This is a genomic window from Allorhizobium undicola ORS 992 = ATCC 700741 (assembly GCF_000621665.1).
Lineage (GTDB): Bacteria > Pseudomonadota > Alphaproteobacteria > Rhizobiales > Rhizobiaceae > Allorhizobium > Allorhizobium undicola.
Map to the genome: position 1 here is coordinate 45861 of NZ_JHXQ01000010.1, position 22740 is coordinate 68600.

General features: G+C 59.9%; 26 protein-coding genes. 14 read left to right on the plus strand and 12 right to left on the minus strand.

Annotated elements, in window-relative coordinates; all coding sequences use genetic code 11:
- Positions 1-54: 54 nt before the first annotated feature.
- A complete protein-coding gene (locus tag T424_RS22870; RefSeq protein WP_169737298.1) occupies positions 55-210 on the minus strand; it encodes a hypothetical protein in 156 nt (51 codons plus the stop codon).
- 267 nt (positions 211-477) lie between these two features.
- Here T424_RS22870 and T424_RS20860 point away from each other — a divergent pair, with 267 nt between their 5' ends.
- Together T424_RS20860 and T424_RS0111820 are read left to right on the plus strand one after the other, a co-directional pair.
- Positions 478-1764 carry an MFS transporter gene (locus tag T424_RS20860; RefSeq protein WP_037067514.1) on the plus strand — a complete coding sequence of 429 codons (1287 nt, stop codon included), beginning with the start codon at positions 478-480 and terminating at the stop codon, positions 1762-1764.
- Between the two features lie 14 nt (positions 1765-1778).
- Entirely contained in the window at positions 1779-1967 is a 189-nt protein-coding gene (locus T424_RS0111820; protein ID WP_027487917.1) for a DUF1192 domain-containing protein, read from the plus strand.
- 133 nt (positions 1968-2100) lie between these two features.
- Here the strand turns inward: T424_RS0111820 and T424_RS22550 are convergent, their stop codons facing one another.
- On the minus strand, positions 2101-2367 hold the full coding sequence (locus tag T424_RS22550; RefSeq protein ID WP_154664892.1) for a hypothetical protein: 267 nt from the start codon (positions 2365-2367) through the stop codon (positions 2101-2103).
- 106 nt (positions 2368-2473) lie between these two features.
- Between T424_RS22550 and rcdA the strand changes: the two genes are divergently transcribed.
- Complete coding sequence (gene rcdA / locus T424_RS0111825) at positions 2474-2989, plus strand: protease adaptor protein RcdA (RefSeq protein ID WP_027487918.1); 516 nt, start codon at positions 2474-2476, stop codon at positions 2987-2989.
- A gap of 234 nt (positions 2990-3223) precedes the next feature.
- Here rcdA and rpmE read toward each other — a convergent pair whose 3' ends face one another.
- Entirely contained in the window at positions 3224-3445 is a 222-nt protein-coding gene (rpmE, locus tag T424_RS0111830; protein ID WP_027487919.1) for a 50S ribosomal protein L31, read from the minus strand.
- Between the two features lie 330 nt (positions 3446-3775).
- Here rpmE and T424_RS0111835 point away from each other — a divergent pair, with 330 nt between their 5' ends.
- Entirely contained in the window at positions 3776-5575 is a 1800-nt protein-coding gene (locus T424_RS0111835) for an ABC transporter transmembrane domain-containing protein (protein ID WP_037067517.1), read from the plus strand.
- Between the two features lie 61 nt (positions 5576-5636).
- Here T424_RS0111835 and T424_RS0111840 read toward each other — a convergent pair whose 3' ends face one another.
- The 6 genes from T424_RS0111840 to T424_RS0111865 all read right to left on the minus strand — a co-directional run bounded on the left by T424_RS0111840 (position 5637) and on the right by T424_RS0111865 (position 12560).
- The gene (locus T424_RS0111840) at positions 5637-7283 is read right to left on the minus strand and encodes an FAD-binding dehydrogenase (protein WP_027487921.1); all 1647 of its coding nucleotides are present in this window, start codon (positions 7281-7283) and stop codon (positions 5637-5639) included.
- Positions 7284-7408: 125 nt separating this feature from the next.
- Positions 7409-8440 carry a peptidoglycan -binding protein gene (locus T424_RS0111845; RefSeq protein ID WP_027487922.1) on the minus strand — a complete coding sequence of 344 codons (1032 nt, stop codon included), beginning with the start codon at positions 8438-8440 and terminating at the stop codon, positions 7409-7411.
- Positions 8440-9456 (minus strand): hypothetical protein, encoded by a 1017-nt coding sequence (locus T424_RS0111850; RefSeq protein WP_027487923.1) that lies wholly within the window; start codon positions 9454-9456, stop codon positions 8440-8442. Before T424_RS0111850 ends, T424_RS0111845 begins: the two co-directional genes overlap by 1 nt.
- A gap of 186 nt (positions 9457-9642) precedes the next feature.
- Complete coding sequence (locus tag T424_RS0111855) at positions 9643-10443, minus strand: inositol monophosphatase family protein (RefSeq protein WP_027487924.1); 801 nt, start codon at positions 10441-10443, stop codon at positions 9643-9645.
- A gap of 120 nt (positions 10444-10563) precedes the next feature.
- On the minus strand, positions 10564-11895 hold the full coding sequence (locus T424_RS20865) for a tetratricopeptide repeat protein (RefSeq protein ID WP_051558948.1): 1332 nt from the start codon (positions 11893-11895) through the stop codon (positions 10564-10566).
- An 8-nt stretch (positions 11896-11903) separates the two neighbouring features.
- Positions 11904-12560 (minus strand): thiamine phosphate synthase, encoded by a 657-nt coding sequence (locus T424_RS0111865; protein ID WP_027487925.1) that lies wholly within the window; start codon positions 12558-12560, stop codon positions 11904-11906.
- A 201-nt stretch (positions 12561-12761) separates the two neighbouring features.
- On the opposite strand from T424_RS0111865, the gene T424_RS0111870 reads away from it, so the two are divergent.
- Positions 12762-13520 carry a sulfite exporter TauE/SafE family protein gene (locus tag T424_RS0111870; RefSeq protein WP_027487926.1) on the plus strand — a complete coding sequence of 253 codons (759 nt, stop codon included), beginning with the start codon at positions 12762-12764 and terminating at the stop codon, positions 13518-13520.
- A gap of 136 nt (positions 13521-13656) precedes the next feature.
- A complete protein-coding gene (locus T424_RS0111880; protein WP_027487927.1) occupies positions 13657-13917 on the plus strand; it encodes an ArsR/SmtB family transcription factor in 261 nt (86 codons plus the stop codon).
- A 239-nt stretch (positions 13918-14156) separates the two neighbouring features.
- On the opposite strand, the gene T424_RS22095 is transcribed toward T424_RS0111880, so the two are convergent.
- Positions 14157-14330, minus strand: coding sequence for a YdcH family protein (locus T424_RS22095; protein WP_037067520.1), 174 nt, complete (start codon positions 14328-14330; stop codon positions 14157-14159).
- 391 nt (positions 14331-14721) lie between these two features.
- On the opposite strand from T424_RS22095, the gene T424_RS0111890 reads away from it, so the two are divergent.
- From T424_RS0111890 to T424_RS20875, 6 genes are all read left to right on the plus strand, one after another.
- On the plus strand, positions 14722-14925 hold the full coding sequence (locus T424_RS0111890) for a YdcH family protein (protein WP_027487928.1): 204 nt from the start codon (positions 14722-14724) through the stop codon (positions 14923-14925).
- Between the two features lie 16 nt (positions 14926-14941).
- The gene (gene purE / locus T424_RS0111895) at positions 14942-15439 is read left to right on the plus strand and encodes a 5-(carboxyamino)imidazole ribonucleotide mutase (protein WP_027487929.1); all 498 of its coding nucleotides are present in this window, start codon (positions 14942-14944) and stop codon (positions 15437-15439) included.
- Entirely contained in the window at positions 15439-16509 is a 1071-nt protein-coding gene (locus T424_RS0111900) for a 5-(carboxyamino)imidazole ribonucleotide synthase (RefSeq protein ID WP_037067522.1), read from the plus strand. Before purE ends, T424_RS0111900 begins: the two co-directional genes overlap by 1 nt.
- 164 nt (positions 16510-16673) lie before the next feature.
- On the plus strand, positions 16674-16799 hold the full coding sequence (gene ykgO, locus T424_RS0111905) for a type B 50S ribosomal protein L36 (protein WP_003497670.1): 126 nt from the start codon (positions 16674-16676) through the stop codon (positions 16797-16799).
- 95 nt (positions 16800-16894) lie between these two features.
- A complete protein-coding gene (locus tag T424_RS0111910; protein ID WP_245269525.1) occupies positions 16895-17512 on the plus strand; it encodes a tetratricopeptide repeat protein in 618 nt (205 codons plus the stop codon).
- A gap of 13 nt (positions 17513-17525) precedes the next feature.
- Entirely contained in the window at positions 17526-18482 is a 957-nt protein-coding gene (locus T424_RS20875) for an alpha/beta fold hydrolase (RefSeq protein ID WP_051558949.1), read from the plus strand.
- A gap of 862 nt (positions 18483-19344) precedes the next feature.
- On the opposite strand, the gene pyk is transcribed toward T424_RS20875, so the two are convergent.
- The gene (gene pyk, locus T424_RS0111920) at positions 19345-20784 is read right to left on the minus strand and encodes a pyruvate kinase (protein WP_027487932.1); all 1440 of its coding nucleotides are present in this window, start codon (positions 20782-20784) and stop codon (positions 19345-19347) included.
- Positions 20784-21260 carry a DUF1036 domain-containing protein gene (locus T424_RS0111925; RefSeq protein WP_027487933.1) on the minus strand — a complete coding sequence of 159 codons (477 nt, stop codon included), beginning with the start codon at positions 21258-21260 and terminating at the stop codon, positions 20784-20786. The genes pyk and T424_RS0111925 overlap by 1 nt, the downstream gene beginning before the upstream one ends.
- A 282-nt stretch (positions 21261-21542) precedes the next feature.
- On the opposite strand from T424_RS0111925, the gene T424_RS0111930 reads away from it, so the two are divergent.
- Positions 21543-22340: an N-formylglutamate amidohydrolase gene (locus T424_RS0111930; RefSeq protein ID WP_027487934.1), complete on the plus strand. Its 798-nt coding sequence runs from the start codon at positions 21543-21545 to the stop codon at positions 22338-22340.
- 8 nt (positions 22341-22348) lie between these two features.
- Positions 22349-22648, plus strand: coding sequence for a DUF1244 domain-containing protein (locus tag T424_RS0111935; protein WP_027487935.1), 300 nt, complete (start codon positions 22349-22351; stop codon positions 22646-22648).
- Positions 22649-22740: the final 92 nt, after the last annotated feature.

The window sequence follows — 22740 nt, forward strand, 5'->3', positions numbered from 1 at the left end:
ATCAAATACCAAGGGTCATTTTCAATGGCCCTTGGTATAAGCCCAAAATCGAATTCATGGCCGCAGCAGCAAATCCAGCGTCCAGATGACAAAGGCCACAAGCGCAAGCCTCCAGAAATCCCGCCGCGCCTGCAAACCCGGCAGGCCAAAGGGGCGGATGTGATGCGCCGCCATGGCCAGAATAAGAAAGGCAGCAACAGCCTTGGTCATGCGACCCCAATTTTTTGCGAAAGTTTCATAGGACCGCCACGATTACGCGAAACCCTGACAGCCGCAAGATCGCCTCAGGCAGGTAAACCTGTCGTTCACCTTGTTGAAATTCCGTTGCAATATGAACCGAAACACGATCCTGAGAAACGTTGAAGCGCCTTCGCCTGCGAATTCAGGACATAAAAGATTTAGAGCCTTTCAATATTTTCATGAAATGCTGAAACGCTACCGGGTGTGTGGGCATCCGCACAAAATGAAGTGGTAAGCATGACCAGAAAAATCCTGCCAGTCCTTTCCCTGCTGTTCGGCACGCTGTTTCTCTTCCTTGGCAACGGGCTGCACAGTCTGCTTTTGCCGGTGCGCGGCTCGGCGGAAGGCTATTCCAACGAAGTCCTTGGCTTTCTTGGAACAGCCTGGGCAAGCGGCTTTGTTCTGGGGTGCTTTTTTGCGCCAAAGCTGGTGATGCGCATTGGCCATGTGCGCGCCTTTTCAAGTTTCATTGCGCTGATTGCCATCATTGCGCTGTTGACGGGCATGGTCGTGGAACAGCATAGCTGGGTGGCGCTCAGGGCGCTGACCGGCTTCTGCACCGCCGGCACGTCGATGATTATCGAAAGCTGGCTGAACGAGCGCGCCAGCAATGAAAGCCGTGGGGCGATTTTTTCCTTCTACATTTCCGTCACGCTGTTCGGCGCGGTTGGCGGCCAGATGATGGTGGCCTTTGGCAATGTCCATTCCACCATCCTCTTCATGATCTGCGGCATTCTCTACTGCCTCGCCATGCTGCCCACCACGCTTTCCACGGCGGCCTCGCCGCAGCCGCTCAAATCCGTGAAACTCGATCTTCGGAAACTCTACCGCAACTCGCCGGTGTCCTGTGTCGGCATTCTGCTGATCGGCATTGCCAATGGCGCTTATGGCACCTTGGGGGCTGTGTTCGCCTCGCGTGTCGGCCTGCCCGATGCGACCATCGCCACAATGCTGTCGATCACCATTTTTGCTGGGGCCGCCGCACAATTTCCCGCAGGCCGTCTTTCGGACATGACCGACCGCCGTTACGTGCTGGCCGCGATTGCCCTCGTTGGCTTTCTCGCAGCCCTGCTGCTCATCATCTTCCGCCCGCAGGCGGCAATACTGCTCATTCCCATCGTCGCGCTTTATGGCGCTGCGGCAAACTCGCTCTATCCCATTGCAGTGGCCCACGCCAATGACTTCGCCGACAGCGGCGATTTCGTCAAAGTCTCCGGCGGGTTGTTGTTGCTGTACGGCATCGGCACCATTATCGGCCCGACGCTTGGCGGCCCGGTCATGACCTGGTTCGGGCCTCACGCCCTGTTTGCCGTCACCGCCGTGGCGCATCTCTTGCTGTTTGCCTACGCCCTGATCCGCAGCCGTATGCGCGCCTCTCGCCCGGCAGAGGCAAAGCCCAATTTCGGCCTTGCCAGCGCCGGTGTCTCGCAGATTGCCACCACGCCGCAATCGGCCAAACTCGATCCGCGCGCGCCCAAGAACGGATCTGGCGAAACAGACCGGGCAACGGGCGCAAGGTCATAAGAAAGAAAGCCGCCATGGAAGAAGAACGCCCACCCCGCAAGAGCGACCATGTCATCGGCTCCGACCTGTCGCTGCTCTCCGCCGATGAGTTGAAACTGCGAATCACCCTGGTGGAACAGGAGATCGAGCGCCTGAAAACCGCCCTTTCAACGAAGGCAGAGGGCCGGATGGCCGCCGAGGCGCTGTTTTCGCGCAAACCCTGAGAAATATGATCCAGAATATTACAGCGGCGCGTTACTGTATTGTATCGAACGCGCTTGCAGCAACGCATTTCGCCGGGGGCATCAACGTCTATTATTGTACCAGTATTAACCTTTTGTTAAGCCTTATCAGTAATTATAAAATACATCCAGTTCTTCTGGATTCAGGCAGTTTCACCGCTTGGCGAATTGGTCTGATTTTTCTCCCTGTTTTACCTTGAGAGCCGCTTCTGCGGCTCTTTTTTTGCTTTGACGCTGTTTTATGTAAAACTGTGGGAATTAACCCTTTCTTAATAAACAGCTTGCGGTTTTGCGCTAATGGTAGCATCGTGGCCTCAATGGAAAGGCGGAACAGACCCGTTGATCGCCGCCGACCTGATTTGTGATGCGTAATACCAGACATGTGATGGAACGGCCTGGCAAGGCGATCCGTTTCCCGCTCAGGAAACCAAACGCTGCCATGGCGCATTCATCACTGAGAGCGATGGTATAAGACAGGGATAATGCCGATGTCTGAACTCGGATTGAATACGGTAAGTTTTGCCGGGCGCGTTGCCTCATCGTCGCAATTCAAGGCCACTTATGCTGAAGGCATGGGCCTCGTCGAAGAGACTGCCGCCTATCTCGATGGCCCTGGCCGCGCGGCTGCAAAGGTTTTGCCGCGCATGGCCTCGGTGCTCTATGCTGCCGAATCCATGCGGCTCACCACCCGCCTGATGCAGATGGCATCCTGGCTTCTGCTGCAACGCGCCGTGAACAACGGCGAAATGTCGCGCGAGCAGGTGCTGTCGGAAAAAAGCAAGGTGCGCCTCGACGGCTTCAACGTCGATAAAAATGCGCCCGGCTGGGGTGATCTTCCCGAAGGTTTCCGGGATCTGATCGAGCGCTCGTTGCGCCTGCAAAATCGCATTGCCCTGCTGGATCGTGAGATCTATCGCCCGGCGGATCAGGAAATCGTTCCCGACAACGAAAACAGCGTTCAGGCGCAGCTCAACCTGCTGCGCACCGCCTTCAACGCGAGCTGATAGCCGTTTTCACGCCTCCTATTTGATTATCCAGCCCGGCCTGTCTTTCAGCGCCGGGCTTTTCGTTGCCGCATTGTGGGTGAAGTGTTTCGGTCAGTCGCCCGGCCGCAAGGCGTAAACACAGCAGGCATGAAAAAAGCCGGAGCAAACGCTCCGGCTTTAAAATTCCCGCCAATCAGCCGCAAGGCTGGAAAGACCGCCATCGATCTTTCCATTGCAGGCCTGAAGCGCGGATCAGAGGCCGAGGCCGCCGAAGCGCTTGTTGAACTTGGAAACGCGGCCACCGCGGTCCATGAGCTGCTGGTTGCCGCCGGTCCAGGCCGGATGTGACTTGGAATCGATTTCCAGGTTCATCACGGCACCTTCCGAACCCCAGGTGGAGTAGGTTTCGTATTCGGTACCGTCGGTCATGACGACCTTGATCTTGTGGTAGTCGGGATGAATGCTAGCCTTCATGACGTATTCCTGCTGTGCCGTTGGGGTCCAATATGCCGCAATTGCGTCAGCCGACCCTTTTTAATAAATGAAGCCGTAGTCCGATCAGGCCACGGCTTCCCAATTCGATGGGCTGCCTATACATGAAGGTGACAAAGATAACAAGGCCCCCGCCGCATCAAGCGGGCCCCTGCGGGTTCTGCCGGGCAAGGGCGGAAAGCGCTACTGCATAATTCCTTAAACCGGAATCGATTTAAGGTGGAAATCATGCAGCAGTTTTAAAGTGTTACAGCGTCTTTTGTGCGTTTGATAAAACGCACGGCGCTGTATGTGAATGTGGAGGGAAGAGAGTTGGAACAAGCCGCAGCCGAGCCTAGAAAATCCAGAAGTCTCAAGCCGCTTTCAAGGCTCAACCCTTATCTTCTTCGTTATCGCGGCATGGCGCTGGCGGCATTGTTCTTTCTGGCGCTCGCGGCTGTCACGACCCTTGCGCTGCCGCTTGCCGTTCGCCGCATGATCGATCATGGTTTTGCCTCGCAGGACGCCAGCTTTATCAACGATTATTTCGCCATGGTCATCGTGCTGGCGCTGGTCATGGCCGTCTCCAGCGCCATGCGCTATTATTATGTCATCACCATCGGCGACAGGATCGTTTCGGATCTGCGTCGCGAAGTATTTTCGCATGTGACGCGCCTCTCCCCCGCATTTTACGACATCAACCAGTCGGGGGAAATCGTCTCGCGGCTGACGGCGGATGCCACGCAAATCAGATCGGCGGTCGGCGCCAGCGCGTCCGTTGCGCTGCGCAACACCATCATGTGTCTGGGGGCTGTGGTCATGATGATCTATACCAGCCCGAAACTTTCGGTCATGGTGCTGGCCGCCATTCCGGTCATCGTGTTTCCGTTGATTGCCTTTGGCCGCTCCGTGCGCCGCCGCTCGCGCGCCGCGCAGGATTGTCTGGCAGAGGCCAGCGCCTTTGCCGGTGAAAGCATTGGCGCCAGCCGCACGGTTCAGGCTTTCAACGCCGAAGCTGCCGCAGAGGCGCGTTATGGTCGCGCCGTCGAAGATGCGTTCCAGGCGGCCCGCAAAGCGGTAAAGGCGCGTGCGGTGCTGACCGGCGTTGCCATCACGCTAGTCTTCGGCAGCATTGCGGGCGTTCTCTGGTATGGCGCGCAATCAGTGCTGAACGGCACGCTTTCGGCCGGAACGCTCAGCCAGTTCGTTCTTTATTCTGTTATTGCCGCAAGCTCGCTTGGGCAGCTTTCCGAAGTCTGGGGAGAGCTTATGCAATCGGCCGGAGCTGCCGAACGGCTCATGGAACTGATCGCCGAAATTTCACCCATCCGCTCACCGGAAACGCCGGAGCTTTTGCCGCAACCGCCGCTGGGCGAGGTCCGCTTCGAAAACCTGCATTTTGCCTATCCCAGCCGTCCGGGGCGTTCGGCGCTGAAGGGGCTCGATTTTTCCGTTCGCGGCGGCGAGACCGTGGCCATCGTTGGCCCGTCAGGGGCTGGCAAAAGCACGATCTTCTCGCTGATCCTGCGCTTTTACGATCCGGCAAGCGGCCGTATCTGCCTTGATGGCAAGGATATTCGCAACGTCGATCTTGACGCGCTGCGCCAACGCCTTGCCATCGTCCCGCAGGATGTCACGATCTTCTCAGGTACGGTGCATGAAAACATCGCCTTCAGCCGCCCGGACGCCAGCCGCGAGCAGGTGATTGCCGCAGCGCGCGCTGCGCAGGCCGCGGAATTCATCGACAAGCTGGACAAGGGCTATGACAGCCGGGTCGGCGAACGCGGCGTTACCCTTTCCGGCGGTCAGCGTCAGCGCATCGCCATTGCCAGAGCAATCCTCAAGGATGCACCGGTGCTGCTGCTGGACGAGGCGACCTCGGCGCTGGATGCCGAAAGCGAAACGCTGGTGCAAAAGGCGCTCGATGAACTGATGCAGAACCGCACCACACTGGTCATCGCCCACCGCCTTGCCACTGTCCTGAAGGCCGATCGCATTCTGGTGGTGGATGACGGCCGGGTGGTGGAACAGGGCACCCATCAAAGCCTGATCCGCGATGGCGGCCTTTATGCCAAGCTTGCCCGGCTGCAATTCCATGCCAGCGACGAGGACAGGATGGCGGGGGTGGAGTAAAAGCTTTTCCAGGAAAAGTGCTCAGCGGTTTTCCGTCAGGAAATGCGCTGGCCTGGACGGGTCAGCGCAGCACGCTCTTGCCCGCGACCCGGCCTGAGAACAGGCAGCCGCCCAGAAACGTGCCTTCCAGTGCCTTATAGCCATGCATTCCGCCGCCGCCAAAACCGGCAGCTTCACCCACGGCATGAAGGCCGGGGACGATATTGCCGTCGCTGCCCAGCACCCGCGCATCGAGATCCGTTTCGATCCCGCCCAATGTCTTGCGGGTCAGAATATGCAGGCGTACGGCAATCAGCGGCCCATGGTCGGGGTCGAGCAGCCGGTGCGGGCGGGCGGTACGCATCAGCTTGTCGCCCAGATAGTTACGGGCGCCGCGAATGGCTGTCACCTGCGCATCCTTGGCAAAGGGATTGGTCAATTGCCCATCCCGTGCTTCGATCTGCTGGCGCAGATGAGCAGCATCCAGCCGGTTTTCGCCGGTTATGGCATTCATCGCCGTCACCAGTTCCTCAAGCGTGCCGCGAACGGCAAAATCCTCGCCCTGTTCCATGAAGGCCTTGACCGGCCCCGGCGGCTCCTTGCCCAGCCGCTTCAACAGCAGGGGGATATTGCGGCCGGTGAGATCGGGATTTTGCTCCGAACCGGACAGGGCAAATTCCTTGCGGATAATGTCCTTGGTGAGAATGAACCAGCTATAGTCACTCTTGCGCTGGCGCAGGATTTTCAGCGTTTCCAGCGTATCGAAGCCCGGCATGGCAGGTGCCGGCAGCCGATGTCCATCGGCGTCGCACCAGAAGGATGAGGGTCCGGGTAAAATGCGAATGCCGTGATTGGGCCAGATAGGATCAAAATTCTTCAAGCCCTCGGTATAATGCCACATGCGGTCGGGGTTGATGATCCTGGCGCCCGCCTCCTGCGAAATCGCCATCATGCGCCCGTCCACATGCGCTGGAACGCCTGAAACCATGAAGGGTGGCGGCTCGCCCAGCCGGTCCACCGGCCAATTGCGGCGCACCAGCGCGTGATTGCCGCCGATGCCGCCGGAAGCGACGATCACCGCCTGCGCCGAATAGGCGAAATCTCCCACCACCTCGCGGCTGCTGGCCTCGCCTCGTCCCACGCCATCGATCGGCAGCAGCACACCGGAGATGCCGGTGACGTGTCCATTCGTCACCGTCAGCCGGTCCACCCGATGGCGGAAGCGCAAAACAAGTCGCCCTTCTGCCGAAAGTTTATGGGCGAGCTTGACGAAGGGTTCCAGCACCCCCGGCCCCGTTCCCCAGGTGACGTGAAAGCGCGGCACGGAATTGCCATGGCTATCGGCCAGAGCGCCGCCGCGCTCAGCCCAACCGACCACGGGAAACCAGCGCATTCCAAGGCCATGCAGCCAGGAGCGCTTTTCACCCCCGGCAAAATCCAGATAGGCTTCTGCCCATTGCCGGGGCCAGAAATCCTCCGCCCGGTCGAAACCGGCCGCGCCGAACCAGTCCTGCCGGGCCAGTTCCAGACTGTCTTTCACCCGCATTCGCCGCTGCTCGGGGCTATCGACAAAAAACAGCCCGCCGAGGGACCAGAAGGCCTGCCCCCCAAGGTTCTGCTCTCCCTCCTGATCGACGAGGCACACCTTCAGCCCCCGCGATGCAGCCTCGGTGGCCGCGACAAGACCGGCAAGCCCTGCCCCGACGACAATCACATCGAACGCGTCCATCTCTCCTCCCGGAAACGGTTTCGTTTACTCTTACGAAAACGTCAAAACTTTGCAAGGCAAAGTTGATGGCTGGATAAGGATGGCAACAGCGACCAAAGCCCGCGCCCACATCGTCTGGAAATGCCTTATTTCTCCGTCAGCTTCAGCTCGATGCGGCGGTTCTGGCTGCGGGCTTCCGGCGTGTCGCCGGGGGCGATGGGTTGGAACTCGCCAAACCCTGCCGCCGCCAGCCGGTCGGCGGGAACGCCTTTGGAAATCAGGAACTTCACCACCGAAATCGCCCGCGCCGAAGACAGCGCCCAATTGTCCGGATAGCGGCCCGTGCCGGAAAGCGGCACATTGTCCGTATGGCCATCGACCCGCAGAACCCAGTTGATGTCGGGTGGAATTTCGCGGGCAAGGTCCACCAGCGCCGTGGCAAGCTTTGCCATTTCATCCAACCCTTGCGGGTTGAGGTCCGCGCCGCCGGAGGGGAACAGAACCTCCGACTGGAAAACGAAACGGTCCCCGACGATACGGATATTCTGCCGGTCGGAAAGGATTTCCCGAAGCCGCCCGAAGAAGTCCGAGCGGTAGCGGTTCAACTCCTGCACGCGCTGCGCCAGCGCCACGTTCAACCGCCGCCCAAGATCGGCGATCTTGGTTTGCGAGGCCTGATCCTTGGCTTCCGAGGCTTGAAGCGCCTGTTCCACGGCGGCGATCTGGGCGCGCAGCGCGGCAATCTGCTGGTTCAGCAGCTCGATCTGGCTCATGGCGCGGGCGCTGACCTGCTGTTCCTCGTTCAGCTTGCCGGAAAGGTCGTTGATTTTCGCTTCCGATTGCGCCTGCGTGCCGCTGCCGCTCTCCAGCAGGCTTTGCAGGCGGGACCGCTCGGTCTCCGATTGGGCAAGCGAGGATTGCAGATTGGCAAGCATATCCTCAAGATCCTGCTTGCCGCTTTTTTCCAGCGCCAGCGCCTGGGTCAGCTCGGCAATCTGGCTGTTGAGCCGCGTCAGCACCTCGTCCTTGCCGGTGATTTCCCGGCTCAGCACGAATTGCGCCACGACAAATACGGTCAGCAGAAACATGATGGCGATCAGCAGGGTGGAGAGCGCGTCCACGAAACCCGGCCAGTAATCTCCGCCCTTTTCCCGCCTGCGATTGCGCGACAGCGCCATTACTTGCTCTCCAGCTTGTCGTTCAGCCGCTCCAGCGTCTTGCGCATGGCGCGCGCATCTTCCTGCTGCGCCTCGATCCAGTCGCGCAGCATCTGCTGCTCGCTGCGCATGTTTTTCACCAGGCCCTGAATGCTTTCCGCCAGACCGGAAATGGCCGCCGGAGAACGGTCGCCGCCCTGTTGCGACAGCCGGTTCAGCTGCTCCATCATCCGGTTGAACTGATCGGAGGAAAGTGCGCCCTTGCCGCGCTCGCCATGCTCGGGACCATCTTCCGTGACGGAGGAAAGCCAGTTTTCCAGCTCCGTGTAGAAACGGTTCTGGGCGCGCCCCGCCTGCAAATCGAGAAAGCCCAGAATAAGCGAGCCGGACAGGCCAAGCAGCGAGGAGGAAAAGGCCGTTCCCATGCCGGAAAGCGGCGCGGCCAGCCCGTTCTTCAGTGTCTGGAGAATATCCGCGCCCTCGCCGCTGCCGGGATCGAGCGACTGGATCACCGAGCTGATCGAGCCGATCGTGCCAATCAGACCCCAGAAGGTGCCGAGCAGCCCAAGAAACACCAGAAGACCGATGAGATAACGGCTGGTGTCGCGCGCTTCATCCAGCCGGGTGGCGATCGAATCCAGAATGGAGCGAAGCAGCGTGGCAGAAACGCCTATGGAGCGGCGCTTGCCCAGAAGCGCGCGCATCGGCGCCAGAAGCTTGGGCTCACGGCCCACCTTTTCGATTTCGCCGACCGCCTGAAAATGGTTGAACCAGCGCACCTCGCCGATCAGGCCGATAATGTGGACGAAGATCAGCAGGACCCCCACCGCCAGAACAGCGAGAATGAAACCGTTCAGCCCCGGATTGGTCAGAAAGGCCTGCTCGGCCTGCCGGTAGAGAATGGCGGCGATGAACCCCACGAGAATGAGGAAGATCAGCATTGTCAGAATTATCGGCGCGGGGCTGGACAATCTCGCCCCCATCCGCGCGCGCGCTTCATCCGGTGCGTCCACCCGCATCTCCGTCACATCTGCCATGGCTTCATTATCCTTTCGGCTGGCCGCACAAGGCTGCGGACCTGTCGATATTCGTGGCGACCCTACTGTATAATGTTTCAAATCGAAACCGGTTTTGCACGCAAACGCAAAAAGCCACCGGCAGGGCGGTGGCTTTTCAAACACTTGCGCAACAAACGTCCCTTGCGCAGCAAAAGTGCCTCGGGATCAGGCTTTCGGCAGCGGACGGTTGATAACCTCCAGAAGCGCTTTCTGGATGTATTCATTGCCGGCAACCACCTCGCCCGTGCCAACGGCGTCTGGACCGCCCTTGAAATCGCTCACAAAGCCGCCCGCCTCGCGGATGAGCAGCACACCGGCTGCAACGTCCCAGGCGTTCAGGCCATTTTCCCAGAAACCATCGAAACGTCCGCTGGCCACATAGGCCATATCCAGCGCGGCCGCGCCCATGCGGCGAATGCCAGCGACCTCGCCCATGACATGCCTCAGTTCGATCAGCGACTTGCCGTGATTGCCACGGCCAAGATGGGGAATGCCGCAGCCAATCACGCAATCGGACAGCACGCGGCGGGCCGCAACGCGGATACGGCGATCGTTCATGAAGGCGCCGCCGCCCTTTTCAGCCGTGTAAAGTTCATCCGTCGCCGGATTGAACACGACGCCCGCCACGATCTCGCCATTACGCTCCAGCGCGACGGAAACGGCGAATTGCGGAATGCCGTGCAGGAAATTGGTCGTGCCGTCCAGCGGATCGACGATCCAGCGATGCGCGCCATCCGTGCCCTTGATCTCCTCGCCTTCCTCGCCCAGAAAGCCGTATGTCGGGCGGGCCTTCAACAGCTCCTCGCGCACCAGACGCTCTGCCTTCATATCGGCCTGCGACACGAAATCACCCGGCCCCTTCACGGATACCTGAAGGTTCTGCACTTCACCGAAATCGCGCGTCAGGGATTTGCCCGCCTTGACCGCGGCCTGAACCATAACATTGAGAAGGGCTGAGCGGGCCATGTTTCTTTATCCTTGATGTCTCGATTTCGCCGTGGCCTGCGCCAGGGCGGGGCCAGGGCGCGGCAGAGAAGGTCGCCGATCAGCGACAGGCGGGTTCAAGACCACAAAAACAGCCGGATTTCAAGGGGTGGACGCCCCGGCCTTTGCCGTTGCCGGCTTATCGGCGGGCAAAGGCGCTTCCGGATCGGCATTGTCGGCAGCCGACGGGTCGAGCGAGACGCCGGGAAGATCCTTCACCTCGTCGGGCTTGTGGGCCGCGGATGCCGCCTTGGCCCTGTCCTGCTCGGCCGCCTGTTCACGGCTGGCCTGACGCGAGGCCCGCTGGCTGGCGCGGAATTTGTTGGCCGCGTCCATGGCCTGTTTCTGCTGCTCATCCGGCAGGCCGAGATAGAAATCCTCAAGCTCGGCATCGTTCAGGCCCGCCCGCCGCGACAAAATGAACCACTTTGCCGCCTCGACGGGATCGGGCCTTGTGCCCAGCGCCAGCACATAAGCATGGGCAAGGCGGTTTTGCGCCGCCACATTGCCACGAATAGCGGCAATGCGCAGCCAGCGGAAACCGTTTTCCAGATCCGGCGCGCCTTCAATGCCATTTATCAGCCAGATGCCCATATCCAGCTGCGCGGTATCGAAACCGGAGCGGGCTGCCCGCTCCAGATAGGAACGCGCCATGGCACGCTTGTCATCGGTCAGGCCCGGCAGACGGTGATAAATCTGCGCAACGGCATATTGCGCATCGGCAATGCCCTGGGCTGCCGATTTTTCGTAATAGGGCAAGGCCAGTCTGAGCCCCTTGTCGCCGGGATTTTTCGAAACCAGAATCTGGCCCCAGTTGAAGGCCGCCGACGCATTGCCCGCGTCGGCGGCCTTGTGCATGAAGTCTTCGGCGCGGGGGCGGTCGGCGGCGACGGCCCGTCCCTCCATCAGCATCAAGCCATATTTGAACATGGCGGCGGGATCACCTCCCTTGGCCGCCTCGCCATACCAGAAGGCCGCCGTCTTGTCGTCGCGCTTCACCGAAAGGCCCCGGCTGATCAGTTCGGCAAGCAGGGTCTGGGCCGATGCATCGCCAGCCTGCGCGCGCGGCAAGGCCTTGTCGAAGGCCGTGCCGAACAGGCCGCGCTGAAACGCGCCATAGGCCTCGTCGATCTTGCCGGTATAGGCTTTTTCCGGCGGCAGATCCGGCAGGGGCACGCCCATGCGCTCCATCAGCGTAATGCCGCCTGCCGCCTGACGTTCTCCACTGTTGGGCCGCTCCACCTTGCCCATTTCCCCCGAAGGCGGCGGAACCACGATCAGCCCGTCGGGCAAGTCCGGCCCCGGCTTTTCACCCTGCCCCGGCGCTTCGAGCGGCGTGGCATCCTGCTGCTGACCATGGGCGACGGGCGGCGCAAGACACAGCAATGCGCAAAAAACAAATCCGGGCGTTTTCAAGGGCTGACGAAGCGACATGAAAGGGTTCAATCTGCAAACCGTGGCGCTTTTTCGTCAAGCAGGGCATTTACCTCGGCAATCAGCGAGGCCGCACGCGCCGGCTCGGCAAAAATCGCCCGTGACAGGGCGGCAAACTCCGCGCCGCTCTCGGCCACCGCCAGCGCCGATTGCACATCGGTGCCGCCCATGACGATGCAGGGAATTTCGATCATGGCCGACCACCATTCGCCGAGCGCAAGATTTTTCGAATGCGCCTCCGGCTTGATGTCACCGTCCAGCTTGCCGAAGAAGATATAGTCCGGCCCGATCTCGCCAACCTCGAGAGCCTGATGCCGGTCCATGGGGCCGCTGACACCGACGATCAGCTTGGGCGTGAATTTCTCCACCATCTCGGCCAGCACATCGGCCTTTCCGGTCACATGCAGGCCATCGGCACGGGCGCGACCGGCCACGCGGCTGTTATCGACCACCAATGCAGCGGCGCCCGCCTGCTGGATGACCGGCACGACCTCTTCGGCCCGCGCCTGGAAATCATGATCGTTCAGGCCATATTGCGGCACGATCACCGAAGCCACGTCGCCGCCGCGCAACGCATCGGCAACCATGCGGGCGTAATCGGCGGGGCCATCGGGCAGGTCCGGCAGAATGAGAACGAGGCGGCAGCGATTTTCAGGCCCGGTCATGGAATATCCGTATCTTGTCTGGTGGAGGCAAGACAACTCTCGCCCCGCGCATGGAAATCCGATAGACCGGACTGACAAAAGGATCAACACCGCGAAAGGCGGGTCGCGGAGAAAAGGCTCCGATGCGACATGCTTCAGCGCTTGTTTCGTTGCATCCCCCTTATGTTTCAACGGCGGCCAACGCCAGTTCCGTGAGCCAGAATGCCCCTAGACCTGCATTTCCTTGCCGTCGCCATCCCCGCAGTCGTTCTCGTCGGCCTTTCCAAGGGCGGGCTTGGCGGCGCATTCGGCCTGATCGGCGTTCCCATTCTGGCGCTGGCCATGCCGCCCTTGCAGGCCGCCGCCATCATGCTGCCCATTCTCATCGTCATGGACTGGGTGGCGCTCTATGCCTGGCGGCACCATAACGACCGCAGCACACTGCTCCTGATGCTGCCGGGCGCGCTTTTCGGCATTTTCCTGGGCTGGGCAACCTCCGCGCTGGTGCCCGCTTCCGCCATGCGGCTGGTGCTGGGCATCATTACCATCGTCTTTGCCGGGCGCTATTTTCTCAAGCGGCTGCGAGGCGTATCTCATGACGATGGCACTGCCGCACGGCATAACGGCCTGAAGGCCAGCTTCTGGGGAAGCCTTTCCGGCTATGGCAGCTTCGTGGCCCATGCGGGCGGCCCGCCCTTTGAAATCTACGCCCTGCCGCTGAAGCTCGACCCGAAGCAATATACCGGCGCCAGCGTGCGCTTCTTTGCCATCATGAATGCCGTCAAGCTCATTCCCTATATCGCGCTTGGCCAGCTCGACCTCGGCAATGCCCGCCTTTCGCTGGCCCTTCTGCCGCTCGCCCTCGTTTCCACCATGATCGGTGCGTGGATCGTGCGCCGCCTGTCGGCCGCCACCTTCTATCCGCTTGTATACGGCCTGACGCTGCTGGCCGGGCTGAAACTCGCCTTCGACGGACTGTAACGCATGTCGCAAAGCGGCCAATCACTGCCGCAAGGCGGAAACCCGTAATTTCAGAAAAATCTCAATCACGGCAGGATTGCAATTGCTGCAACGCGGCAGTAGCTTTGCGGGAAGATTTTCTCCATTCTGGCTGCCCATGACCTCACCTGATCCTTTCGCCGCCATTGCCGATCCCAATCGCCGTCACCTGCTGGAGGAATTGCGCCGCGCGCCGCGCACGGTCAACGATCTTGCCCAGGGCCTTCCCATCAGCCGCCCGGCCGTTTCCCAGCACCTCAAGGCCTTGCTGGAGTGCAATCTGGTGACAGTGACAAACCAGGGCACAAAGCGCATCTATGCCGTGAATACGTCCGGCTTTACCGGCATGAACCTGTGGCTCGACCAGTTCTGGGCATAAAAAAGCCCCGAAGACAAAGATCTCCGGGGCTGGCTGGCAGGAAAAGATGTTTGAGACGCAATACGCGATGCTTTCCACTGATGATTTAGAGCATTTCCAGCAAAAGTGTAGTCGGTTTTGCGTCCGGAAATGCGCCGAAACAAGAAGTTAGAGCATTGCAGGTGAACCCGTGTTCACCGGAAGTGCTCTAAGAACGCTGTCTTCATCGGGAAAGCATGAAGGGAATAACCTTGAACGGTTTAATGCCGCGTCTTTTTCAAACGCTCTATTTCATCCTTGATACGCAATTTCAAACGCTTGATTTCCAGAATTTCATTGTCATCGGACGAGGGAGAGGAAAGGGCGGCATGGAGCTTCTCCTCCAGAGCACCATGCTTCTTTGCGAGTGAGTCAAGATGAGCCTGAATGGTCATTTGATCAGTCCTTCCTTCTTGTCTACCTCCAGCTTCCAATGCTGGAGCTTCTTGGTTTACGACGGGAGTGTGACATGAAGACCCCCGATTGTCTAAGGTGAAAACCGGGAAATTACGCGACATTTTGGTGTCCTTTACGAAACGTGAACAGCCTTGGCACAGGGCGTGAACGAAAGCGGGAAATTCTGTGCCGGAACCATTCAAGATTGCGCCGCCGCCACGCCGGACATTCGGCTACAGCGCCAAATGCGGCATGAAAGCGGCACAAGAGCGCTGAAAATCGCGGCTGCGCCGACTTCCCGTTATCGATGTTTGGTGATAGGAGCTTGCCGATTCCACGCAGGAACGGCATGACAAAGGCCGAGCGGCAAAAAACGGGGGACTGGTGACTATGGCGGATCAGGAACAGGCCGAAATCAGGCTGCAACTCGCGCGCTTTCGCCAGGAACACGAAGACTATGATGCCGCCATCAACGCCATGGTCCAGGTGGGCTGCGACGCGCTTCGGGTTCAGCGGATGAAAAAGAAGAAGCTGGCCATCAAGGACAAGATCACCAAGCTGGAAGATCAGGTCATTCCCGACATCATCGCCTGAGGAGGAGAGGCTGACCATGCAGGACGAAAGACCCCCCGTCGCCATCATCATGGGCAGCCAGTCCGACTGGGAAACCATGAAGAACGCCGCCGATACGCTGGATGCCCTGGGTGTGAGCTATGAGGCGCGCATCGTTTCGGCCCACCGCACACCTGACCGGATGTATGCCTTTGCCAAGGGGGCGCGCTCCGAAGGCTTCCAGGTGGTGATAGCCGGCGCGGGCGGCGCGGCCCACCTGCCGGGAATGGTCGCCTCCTTGTGCCCGCTGCCGGTATTTGGCGTGCCGGTGCAGTCCAAGACCATGTCCGGGCTCGACAGCCTCTATTCCATCGTGCAGATGCCGGCGGGCATTCCGGTGGGAACGCTGGCCATCGGCCGGGCTGGCGCGGTCAATGCCGCATTGCTGGCGGCCCGCGTTCTGGCCATTCATGACGAGGATCTGGCCGACCGGCTGGACGACTGGATCGACACCCAGGCGGCAGCCGTCGCCGAATATCCCACAGACGAAGCGTGATGACCTCCACCCAGCAAGCACATATCATTGGAATCGTCGGCGGCGGCCAGCTTGGCCGTATGCTGGCCATGGCAGCAGCCCGGCTCGGGCTGAAAACCGTGATTCTCGAGCCGCAGTCCGATTGTCCTGCCGCCCAGCTCGCATCCCGCCAGATCGTTGCAGATTATGACGATCCCGCCGCCCTTGCCGAGCTTGCCGCCTGCTGCGACGTCGTGACCTATGAATTCGAAAACGTGCCGGTGGCGGCTGCCGAAAGCCTCGCCGCGCGCGTGCCGGTTTTTCCGCCGCCCAAAGCACTGGCCGTCTCGCAGGACCGGCTGAGCGAAAAGCAGTTTCTCAACGAAAACGGCATCGCCACCGCGCCCTTCCGCGCCGTGGACAGCCAGGCGGAGCTGATCGCCGCCCTCGATGCCTTTGGCGGCGAAGGCGTGCTGAAGACACGCCGTCTTGGCTATGATGGCAAGGGCCAGCGCGTTTACCGCAAGGGCGACGACGCCACCGGCGGCTATGAGGCGCTGGGAAGCGTTCCCCTCATTCTGGAAGGCTTCATTGCCTTTGAGCGTGAGATCTCCATCATCGCCGCAAGGACTGCGGCGGGAGACATCGCCTGCTACGATCCGGCGGAAAATGTACATCTGAACGGCATTCTCCACACCTCCACCCTGCCCGCCCGCATTTCCGGCGAAACGGCGCAGGCTGCCCGGCTTGCCGCAACCCGGCTGCTCGAAGGGCTGGATTATGTCGGCGTGGTCGGCATCGAATTCTTCCTGATGGCCGATGGGCGGCTGGTTGCCAATGAAATGGCCCCGCGCGTGCATAATTCCGGCCACTGGACGGAAGCGGCCTGCGTGATTTCCCAGTTCGAGCAGCATATGCGCGCCGTGGCCGGAATGGCGCTTGGGAATCCGGCCCGCCACAGCGACTGCATCATGACCAACCTTATCGGTGACGATGTGGATGCCGTGCCGCAATGGCTTGTGACAGACAATGTCCTTGTGCATCTCTATGGCAAGAGCGAGGCCCGCCCCGGCCGGAAAATGGGGCATGTGACGCAACTTCTTCCCCGGTAAAAGCGGCAGAAAATGCCGGAAAACCCGCGATAGCGGTTGACATTCCGGCAGCTCACGGGCTATGAGCCCACCAACCCTGAAACAGTGCGCCCCAAGGCGCGCTTTTCTATGTAAGAGACACCGGTGGAACCGCATGGTTCCCTGGCAACCATGCGGATCGAAAAATGAAGATCAAGAACTCGCTGAAAGCGCTGAAGGCTCGTCACCGCGACAACCGTCTGGTTCGCCGCAAGGGCCGCGTTTACATCATCAACAAGCAGAACCCGCGTTTCAAGGCTCGCCAGGGCTGAGGCTGCTTTCACTGCCATGTCAATTGGTGGTGAATGAATGATGAGACTGTAAATTTTGGTTTGAATAAAGGCGCATGGAAGATAGGTTATCTTCCATGCGCCTTTTTCGTTTCACACCTGCCATGTGCCTCGCCCCTCTCCTGCTTTGCGGGCTTCCGACCTTTGCCGCGCACGCGCTCGACAAGCCGGCGGATATTGAAAGGATCGAGTCGTCTGATGCTGCCGCCCTGGCGCAGAAGCCGGTGGAAGAGTTACTGGACGAGCTGAAGCGCGAACGTAAACCCGACAGCGCCAAGGTCATTAGCGGCGCCATTCAGGCGGCCTGGGGTGATTCCGGCAGCGCTACGGCAAATCTTTTGATGCAATGGGCCGCAGACGCCATCAAAAAGAAGAACAATGCCGCGGCGCTGGATTTTCTTGATCAGATCATCGTCTTGAAGCCGGATTACGCCGAAGTCTGGTATCGCCGCGCCACCTTGCATTACGCCATGGACAATTATGGCAAGGCGGTCTCCGACCTGAACCATGCCCTTCAGCTTCAACCACGGCATTTCGCCGCGCTCTCCAGCCTGGCGACGATTCTCACCGACATGGGCCGGGATGCCAAGGCCCTGCAAGCCTGGCAGGATTATCTTTCCATCTATCCCGCCGACAGGGCCGCACAGGAAGCCGTCTCCACGCTTTCCGAAAAACTGTCCGGAACCCGGACGTGAGATGGATTGACTGATGCTCCTTGTGACCGTCGCGATGATCGCGAGCCTGCTGCTTGCCGCCGCCGCCGGGCTTTGGCTGCATTCGCGCCTCTTCACCCGCCTGATCGAGAAACGCTACCCTAATACGGGCCGATTGATCGATCTGGGACATCTCAAACTCAATGTCCTGCATGTTGCCGCAGGGCCAAATCCCGATCTGCCGCCCATTGTCTTCATCCACGGCGCCAGCGGCAATCTGCGGGATCAGGCGGGCGCTTTTCTTGAGCCCTTGCGGGGCCGCGCCGAGCTTCTCTTCATCGACCGGCCAGGCCACGGCTATTCCGAACGCGGCGGGCCGCAAAACGCCACCCCGGACGGACAGGCAAAGGCGCTTGCCGATGCCATGGACCGGCTGGGCATTGCCCAGGCTATCATTGTCGGGCACTCCTTCGGCGGCGCCATTGCGGCAAGCTTTGCCCTCTTCCACCCGGAAAAAACACGCGGTCTGCTATTTCTTGCACCGGCAACCCACCCATGGCCAACCGGCGTGGACTGGCATTACCGGCTGGCGGTCCGGCCGGTTCTGGGCTGGCTGTTTTCCCACCTCATCGTGCCGCTTGCCGGACGCTTGCGGCTGGACAGCGCCACCCGCGGCGTCTTTGCACCCGACCCGCGCCCGACGGATTACATCGCGACCACCGCTCCGCATCTGGTGCTGCGCCCCCGCACCTTCCGTCATAATGCCGAAGACGTGACGCGGCTTCATGCCTATGTGACCGCGACCGCGCCGCTCTATCGCGCCATCACGGCGCCAACCGTTGTCATCTCCGGCACAGAAGATCGGATCGTGCTCGCCGACATCCATTCACGGGGGCTGGCCCGTGATATTGCCGGGGCAGAGTTGATCTGGGTGGACGGCATGGGCCACAAGCCTGACTATGCCGCAAACGCTCTGGCCGTCACGGCCCTGGAACGCCTCGCCCGCCGATGACTGCAAAAGGATGCTCTCCCCTTCTGCAAGGGTGACACCGCCGATAAAATTTTCTTTACAGCTCCCCTAGGATTTTAGAGAAAATCAACTCTCAGTTGGTGTAAAAATGGCACAATCCCTTGGTTTCCTCCCCTAAAAAATGCGGGATTTTGGGGTTTGAACCGATTTAGAGTCCATTTCATTGGCACTTCAAACAGTCGGTTAAGCCATCCATAACCACGCAACATTTTTGGCACAACCAGCAATAGATCAATATTGACATTGCAAGCCAAAATTTGTATTTCGGTAATTGCAGTAACGAGAAGATTTTGAAGAAGAAATTTTCTCAACGACGTAATTATATTTTTTTCTATTTTCCTAATTTCTATATTAGAAATAGATAAAAAGCCACCAATCCGGGGGCTTTTTGTCGTTATGAGCCCGGAAATACAAGCAGGTATCTTTCACAGGATCATAACGAAGGGGCACCGCCTCCCATTTCCCGCCGGAACTGCCTTTTTACACTTGGCAAATGTCAATAAACTCCAACCTTACAGTCTTTTTACAGAGGGACCTCCCTTTCACTGAACGCCGCGATGAGGGGTTTGCATCGTCCTTTGTGCGTTAAATAGCGCGCGCTCCAGGCCTTCGTTTTCGCGCATTTCCGGGCGAAAGCCCGCAAAGACACTTTTCTCGGAACAATGCTCTCGAATGAAAAAGGGCTACCCTGAGGCAGCCCCACCTTCTCAAATAATGTCCCGGAAACGGGCAGCGCAGCCCTTCAACCGCATAAACCCGATCACGCGGCTGACGGTCCGTTTCGGGAGATGACGTGCGAAAGGCCGGGCTTCACCGCGACCGGCTCATCCCCTCCCGTACAGGCTTACACGCCGCTCAGGCCGTCAGGACCAATATAGGCGATGCGCAGCATATTGGTGGCTCCCGGCGTGCCGAGCGGCACACCAGCGGAGATAATCAACCGGTCGCCGGGCTTGCCGAATTCTTCGGAAACCACGATGCGGCAGGCGCGATTGACCATATCGTCCAGGTCCGTCGGCTCTTCGGAAACGACGCAATGCAAGCCCCAAACCACGGAAAGCCGCCTTGCCGTCTGGATAACCGGCGAAAGCGCCAGGATCGGCACCTCCGGCCGCTCGCGCGAGGCACGCAGGCCCGTGGTGCCAGAGGAGGTATAGCAGACGATCGCCGTCAGCTTCAGCGTCTCGGCAATCTGGCGGGCGGCAAGCGAAATGGCGTCGGCGCCCGTTGCTTCCGGCTGCGGGCGCTGGGCGTAGATGATGCCGGGGTAATGCGGCTCACGCTCAACGGTGCGGGCAATGGACGCCATGGTGGAAACGGCCTCCACCGGATACTGGCCGGACGCCGATTCGGCAGACAGCATGATTGCGTCGGCACCTTCGAACACCGCCGTCGCCACGTCGGAAACTTCAGCACGGGTCGGCACAGGCGCGGAGATCATCGATTCCAGCATCTGCGTAGCCACGACCACCGGCTTGCCTGCCTTGCGACATGCGCGAATCAACTGCTTTTGCAGCCCCGGCACGGCTTCCAGCGGCATTTCCACGCCCAGATCGCCGCGCGCCACCATCAGCGCATCCGACAATTCGATGATTTCATCGATGCGTTCGATGGCCTGCGGTTTTTCGATCTTGGACATCAGGCCGACACGGCCACGGGCAATCTTGCGCACTTCTGCGAGATCTTCCGGACGCTGGATGAAGGACAAGGCAACCCAATCGACTTCATTGGTGGCCAGAACCGCATCGAGGTCGGCACGGTCCTTGTCGGTCAATACGCCGGTGGCAAGGATCGTGTCCGGCAGGCTCACGCCCTTGCGGTCGGAAATCCTGGTTCCGGCGATAACCGTGCAGACGATGCTCTTGCCATCGGCCTTGTCGGCGCGAAGATGCAGCTTGCCGTCATCGATCAACAGCCGGTCGCCCGCCTTGACCGCTTCCAGGATTTCCGGATGCGGCAGGAAAACGCGGGTTTCGTCGCCCGGCTCGTCCTTGTTGTCGAGCGTGAAGGTTTGTCCCGGTTTCAGCTCAACCGTGGTATTGGCAAACTTGCCGACGCGGAGCTTCGGGCCTTGCAGGTCGGCCAGAATGCCGATGGGCCGCCCGCAGGCTGCCTCGACATTGCGGATGCGGCCAATGAGGGTTCGCATCACGTCATGGCTTGCATGACTCATGTTGATGCGGAACAGATCCGCCCCGGCCTCGTGCAGCTTGCGGATCATCGCTTCGTCCTGCGAGGCAGGCCCCAGCGTTGCGAGGATCTTTACTTTACGGTTGCGCTTCATCACTTCTGGCCTTCCCCGGTCCCTGGCGTGTCAGACAACTGAACCATCCAGCTTGCCTGGCGGCCCGTGTCATATTCCTTGAATCCCATTTGCTGATAGCCGCGCTTGAAGCAATCTTCGACGCCAACGATCTTGAACTCGTTTTCCGCCACGCACATGTTGACGTTTCCGGTCCAGCGGCCGCCGCGTGCGGCGTCCTCGGCGTAAAGATAATAGTAGCGCGACTGGAGTTCCCCTTCGATCAGGGTGGCGCAGGTAGAGGCAGGCACCTGCCACCACCCCTCGCTGACCCAGCCCGCATCGGCCCGATAACCGATCGCCACACCCACCAGATTCTGGGTGTTGTTGCAGACGCGAAACTCCGCCCGGGCCGGAGCGGCAAAGGCGAAGGAGGCAGCGATGACGCTGAACAACAGGAAAAGGCGCGATAGCCGCCCGGCTCCTGCTACGGAAGAAAGTGTTGTGAAACTGGGCACGGCTTCCGACGGAACTCCATTTTTCTGTGCTGCCTTCTTGCGATCATGAACCGAGAAAGTCAACGCAACTCTAATCGATTGTAATGAATGACGGCATCATCCGATGTGACTTTGGCACAAACTTGACCCTGGGGTAAACGGATCTGTCTCTTTCCAGCGCAAAATCACTTTGGGAGGTGGCAGGCGCAAGACCGGAATTTACCGAGGATATTTGGTGTACTGGCCGCAAAACTGCCGCAGAATTGGGTTGGAAGAGCCTCTGGATCGTTTTACCCTGTGTACATGACAGATTTTGCACCCTTCGAACGCCTGAACGGCAATCCGGCAAACGGTCTGGTTCTGCTTGCCGATCATGCGATGAACCTGCTGCCCGCCGCCTATGGCACTCTTGGCCTGCCGGAAAGTGCCTTTGCGCGCCATATCGCCTATGACATCGGCATAGAAGGCTTGACGCGCCAGCTATCGGCCCGGCTTGACGCCCCGGCCCTTCTCTGCCGCTTTTCCCGGCTGCTGATCGATCCCAATCGCGGTGAAGACGACCCGACGCTGATCATGCGCATTTCCGATGGCGCCATCGTGCCGGGCAACCACCCGATTTCCCCGCAGGAATGGCAGAACCGCATCGAGACCTATCACCGTCCCTATCATCGGGCGGTGGCGCAAATGCTGCAAAGCGTGGCGCAGGCCACGGGCAAGGCGCCGCTCGTCCTGTCGCTGCATTCCTATACGCCGGCCTGGAAGGGTGTGGCGCGGCCGTGGCACGCGGCTGTTCTATGGGATAGCGACCACCGGGCCGTGCACCCGCTTCTCGACAGGCTTCGCGCCGCGCAGGATATTCTTGTGGGCGACAACCAACCCTATGACGGCGCGCTCAAGGGCGATACGCTCTATCGCCATTGCATGAAGAGCGGAATGCCCCACGCCCTTCTGGAGGTGCGCCAGGACCTCATTGCCGATAAAGCCGGCATCACCGCCTGGGCTGACAGGCTGGAGCCGATTTTTCGTGACATGAACGCCGACCCTGCCCTGCACGAATACCGGCATTTTGCCGCCCGTGCCGATGGCAGGCGGCACCCATGAGGAAACCAATGCCGGATTTGACCCCACAACAACAAACCGAACTGGAAGCTGCCGCCTTTCGCCGCCTGCTCAAGCACCTTCGCGAACGGCCGGATGTCCAGAACATCGATCTGATGAACCTCGCGGGCTTTTGCCGTAACTGTCTGGCAAACTGGTATCAGGACGCAGCCGATGCCGCAGGCATTGAAATGGTACGGCAGGAAGCGCGCCAGCACATCTACGGTATGCCCTACGAAGAATGGAAGGCCCAGCACCAGAAGGAAGCCACCGCCGCCCAGCGGCAGGCCTTTGAAAAAAAGCAGGAATAGAGCCGCCGCCCGCCCCGCTGCCGCCTGTCCACGCAAAAGGACTTGACCTTCGCAGCACTTCAAGGCAGGTCAGCCGCACGACATTTCCGCGT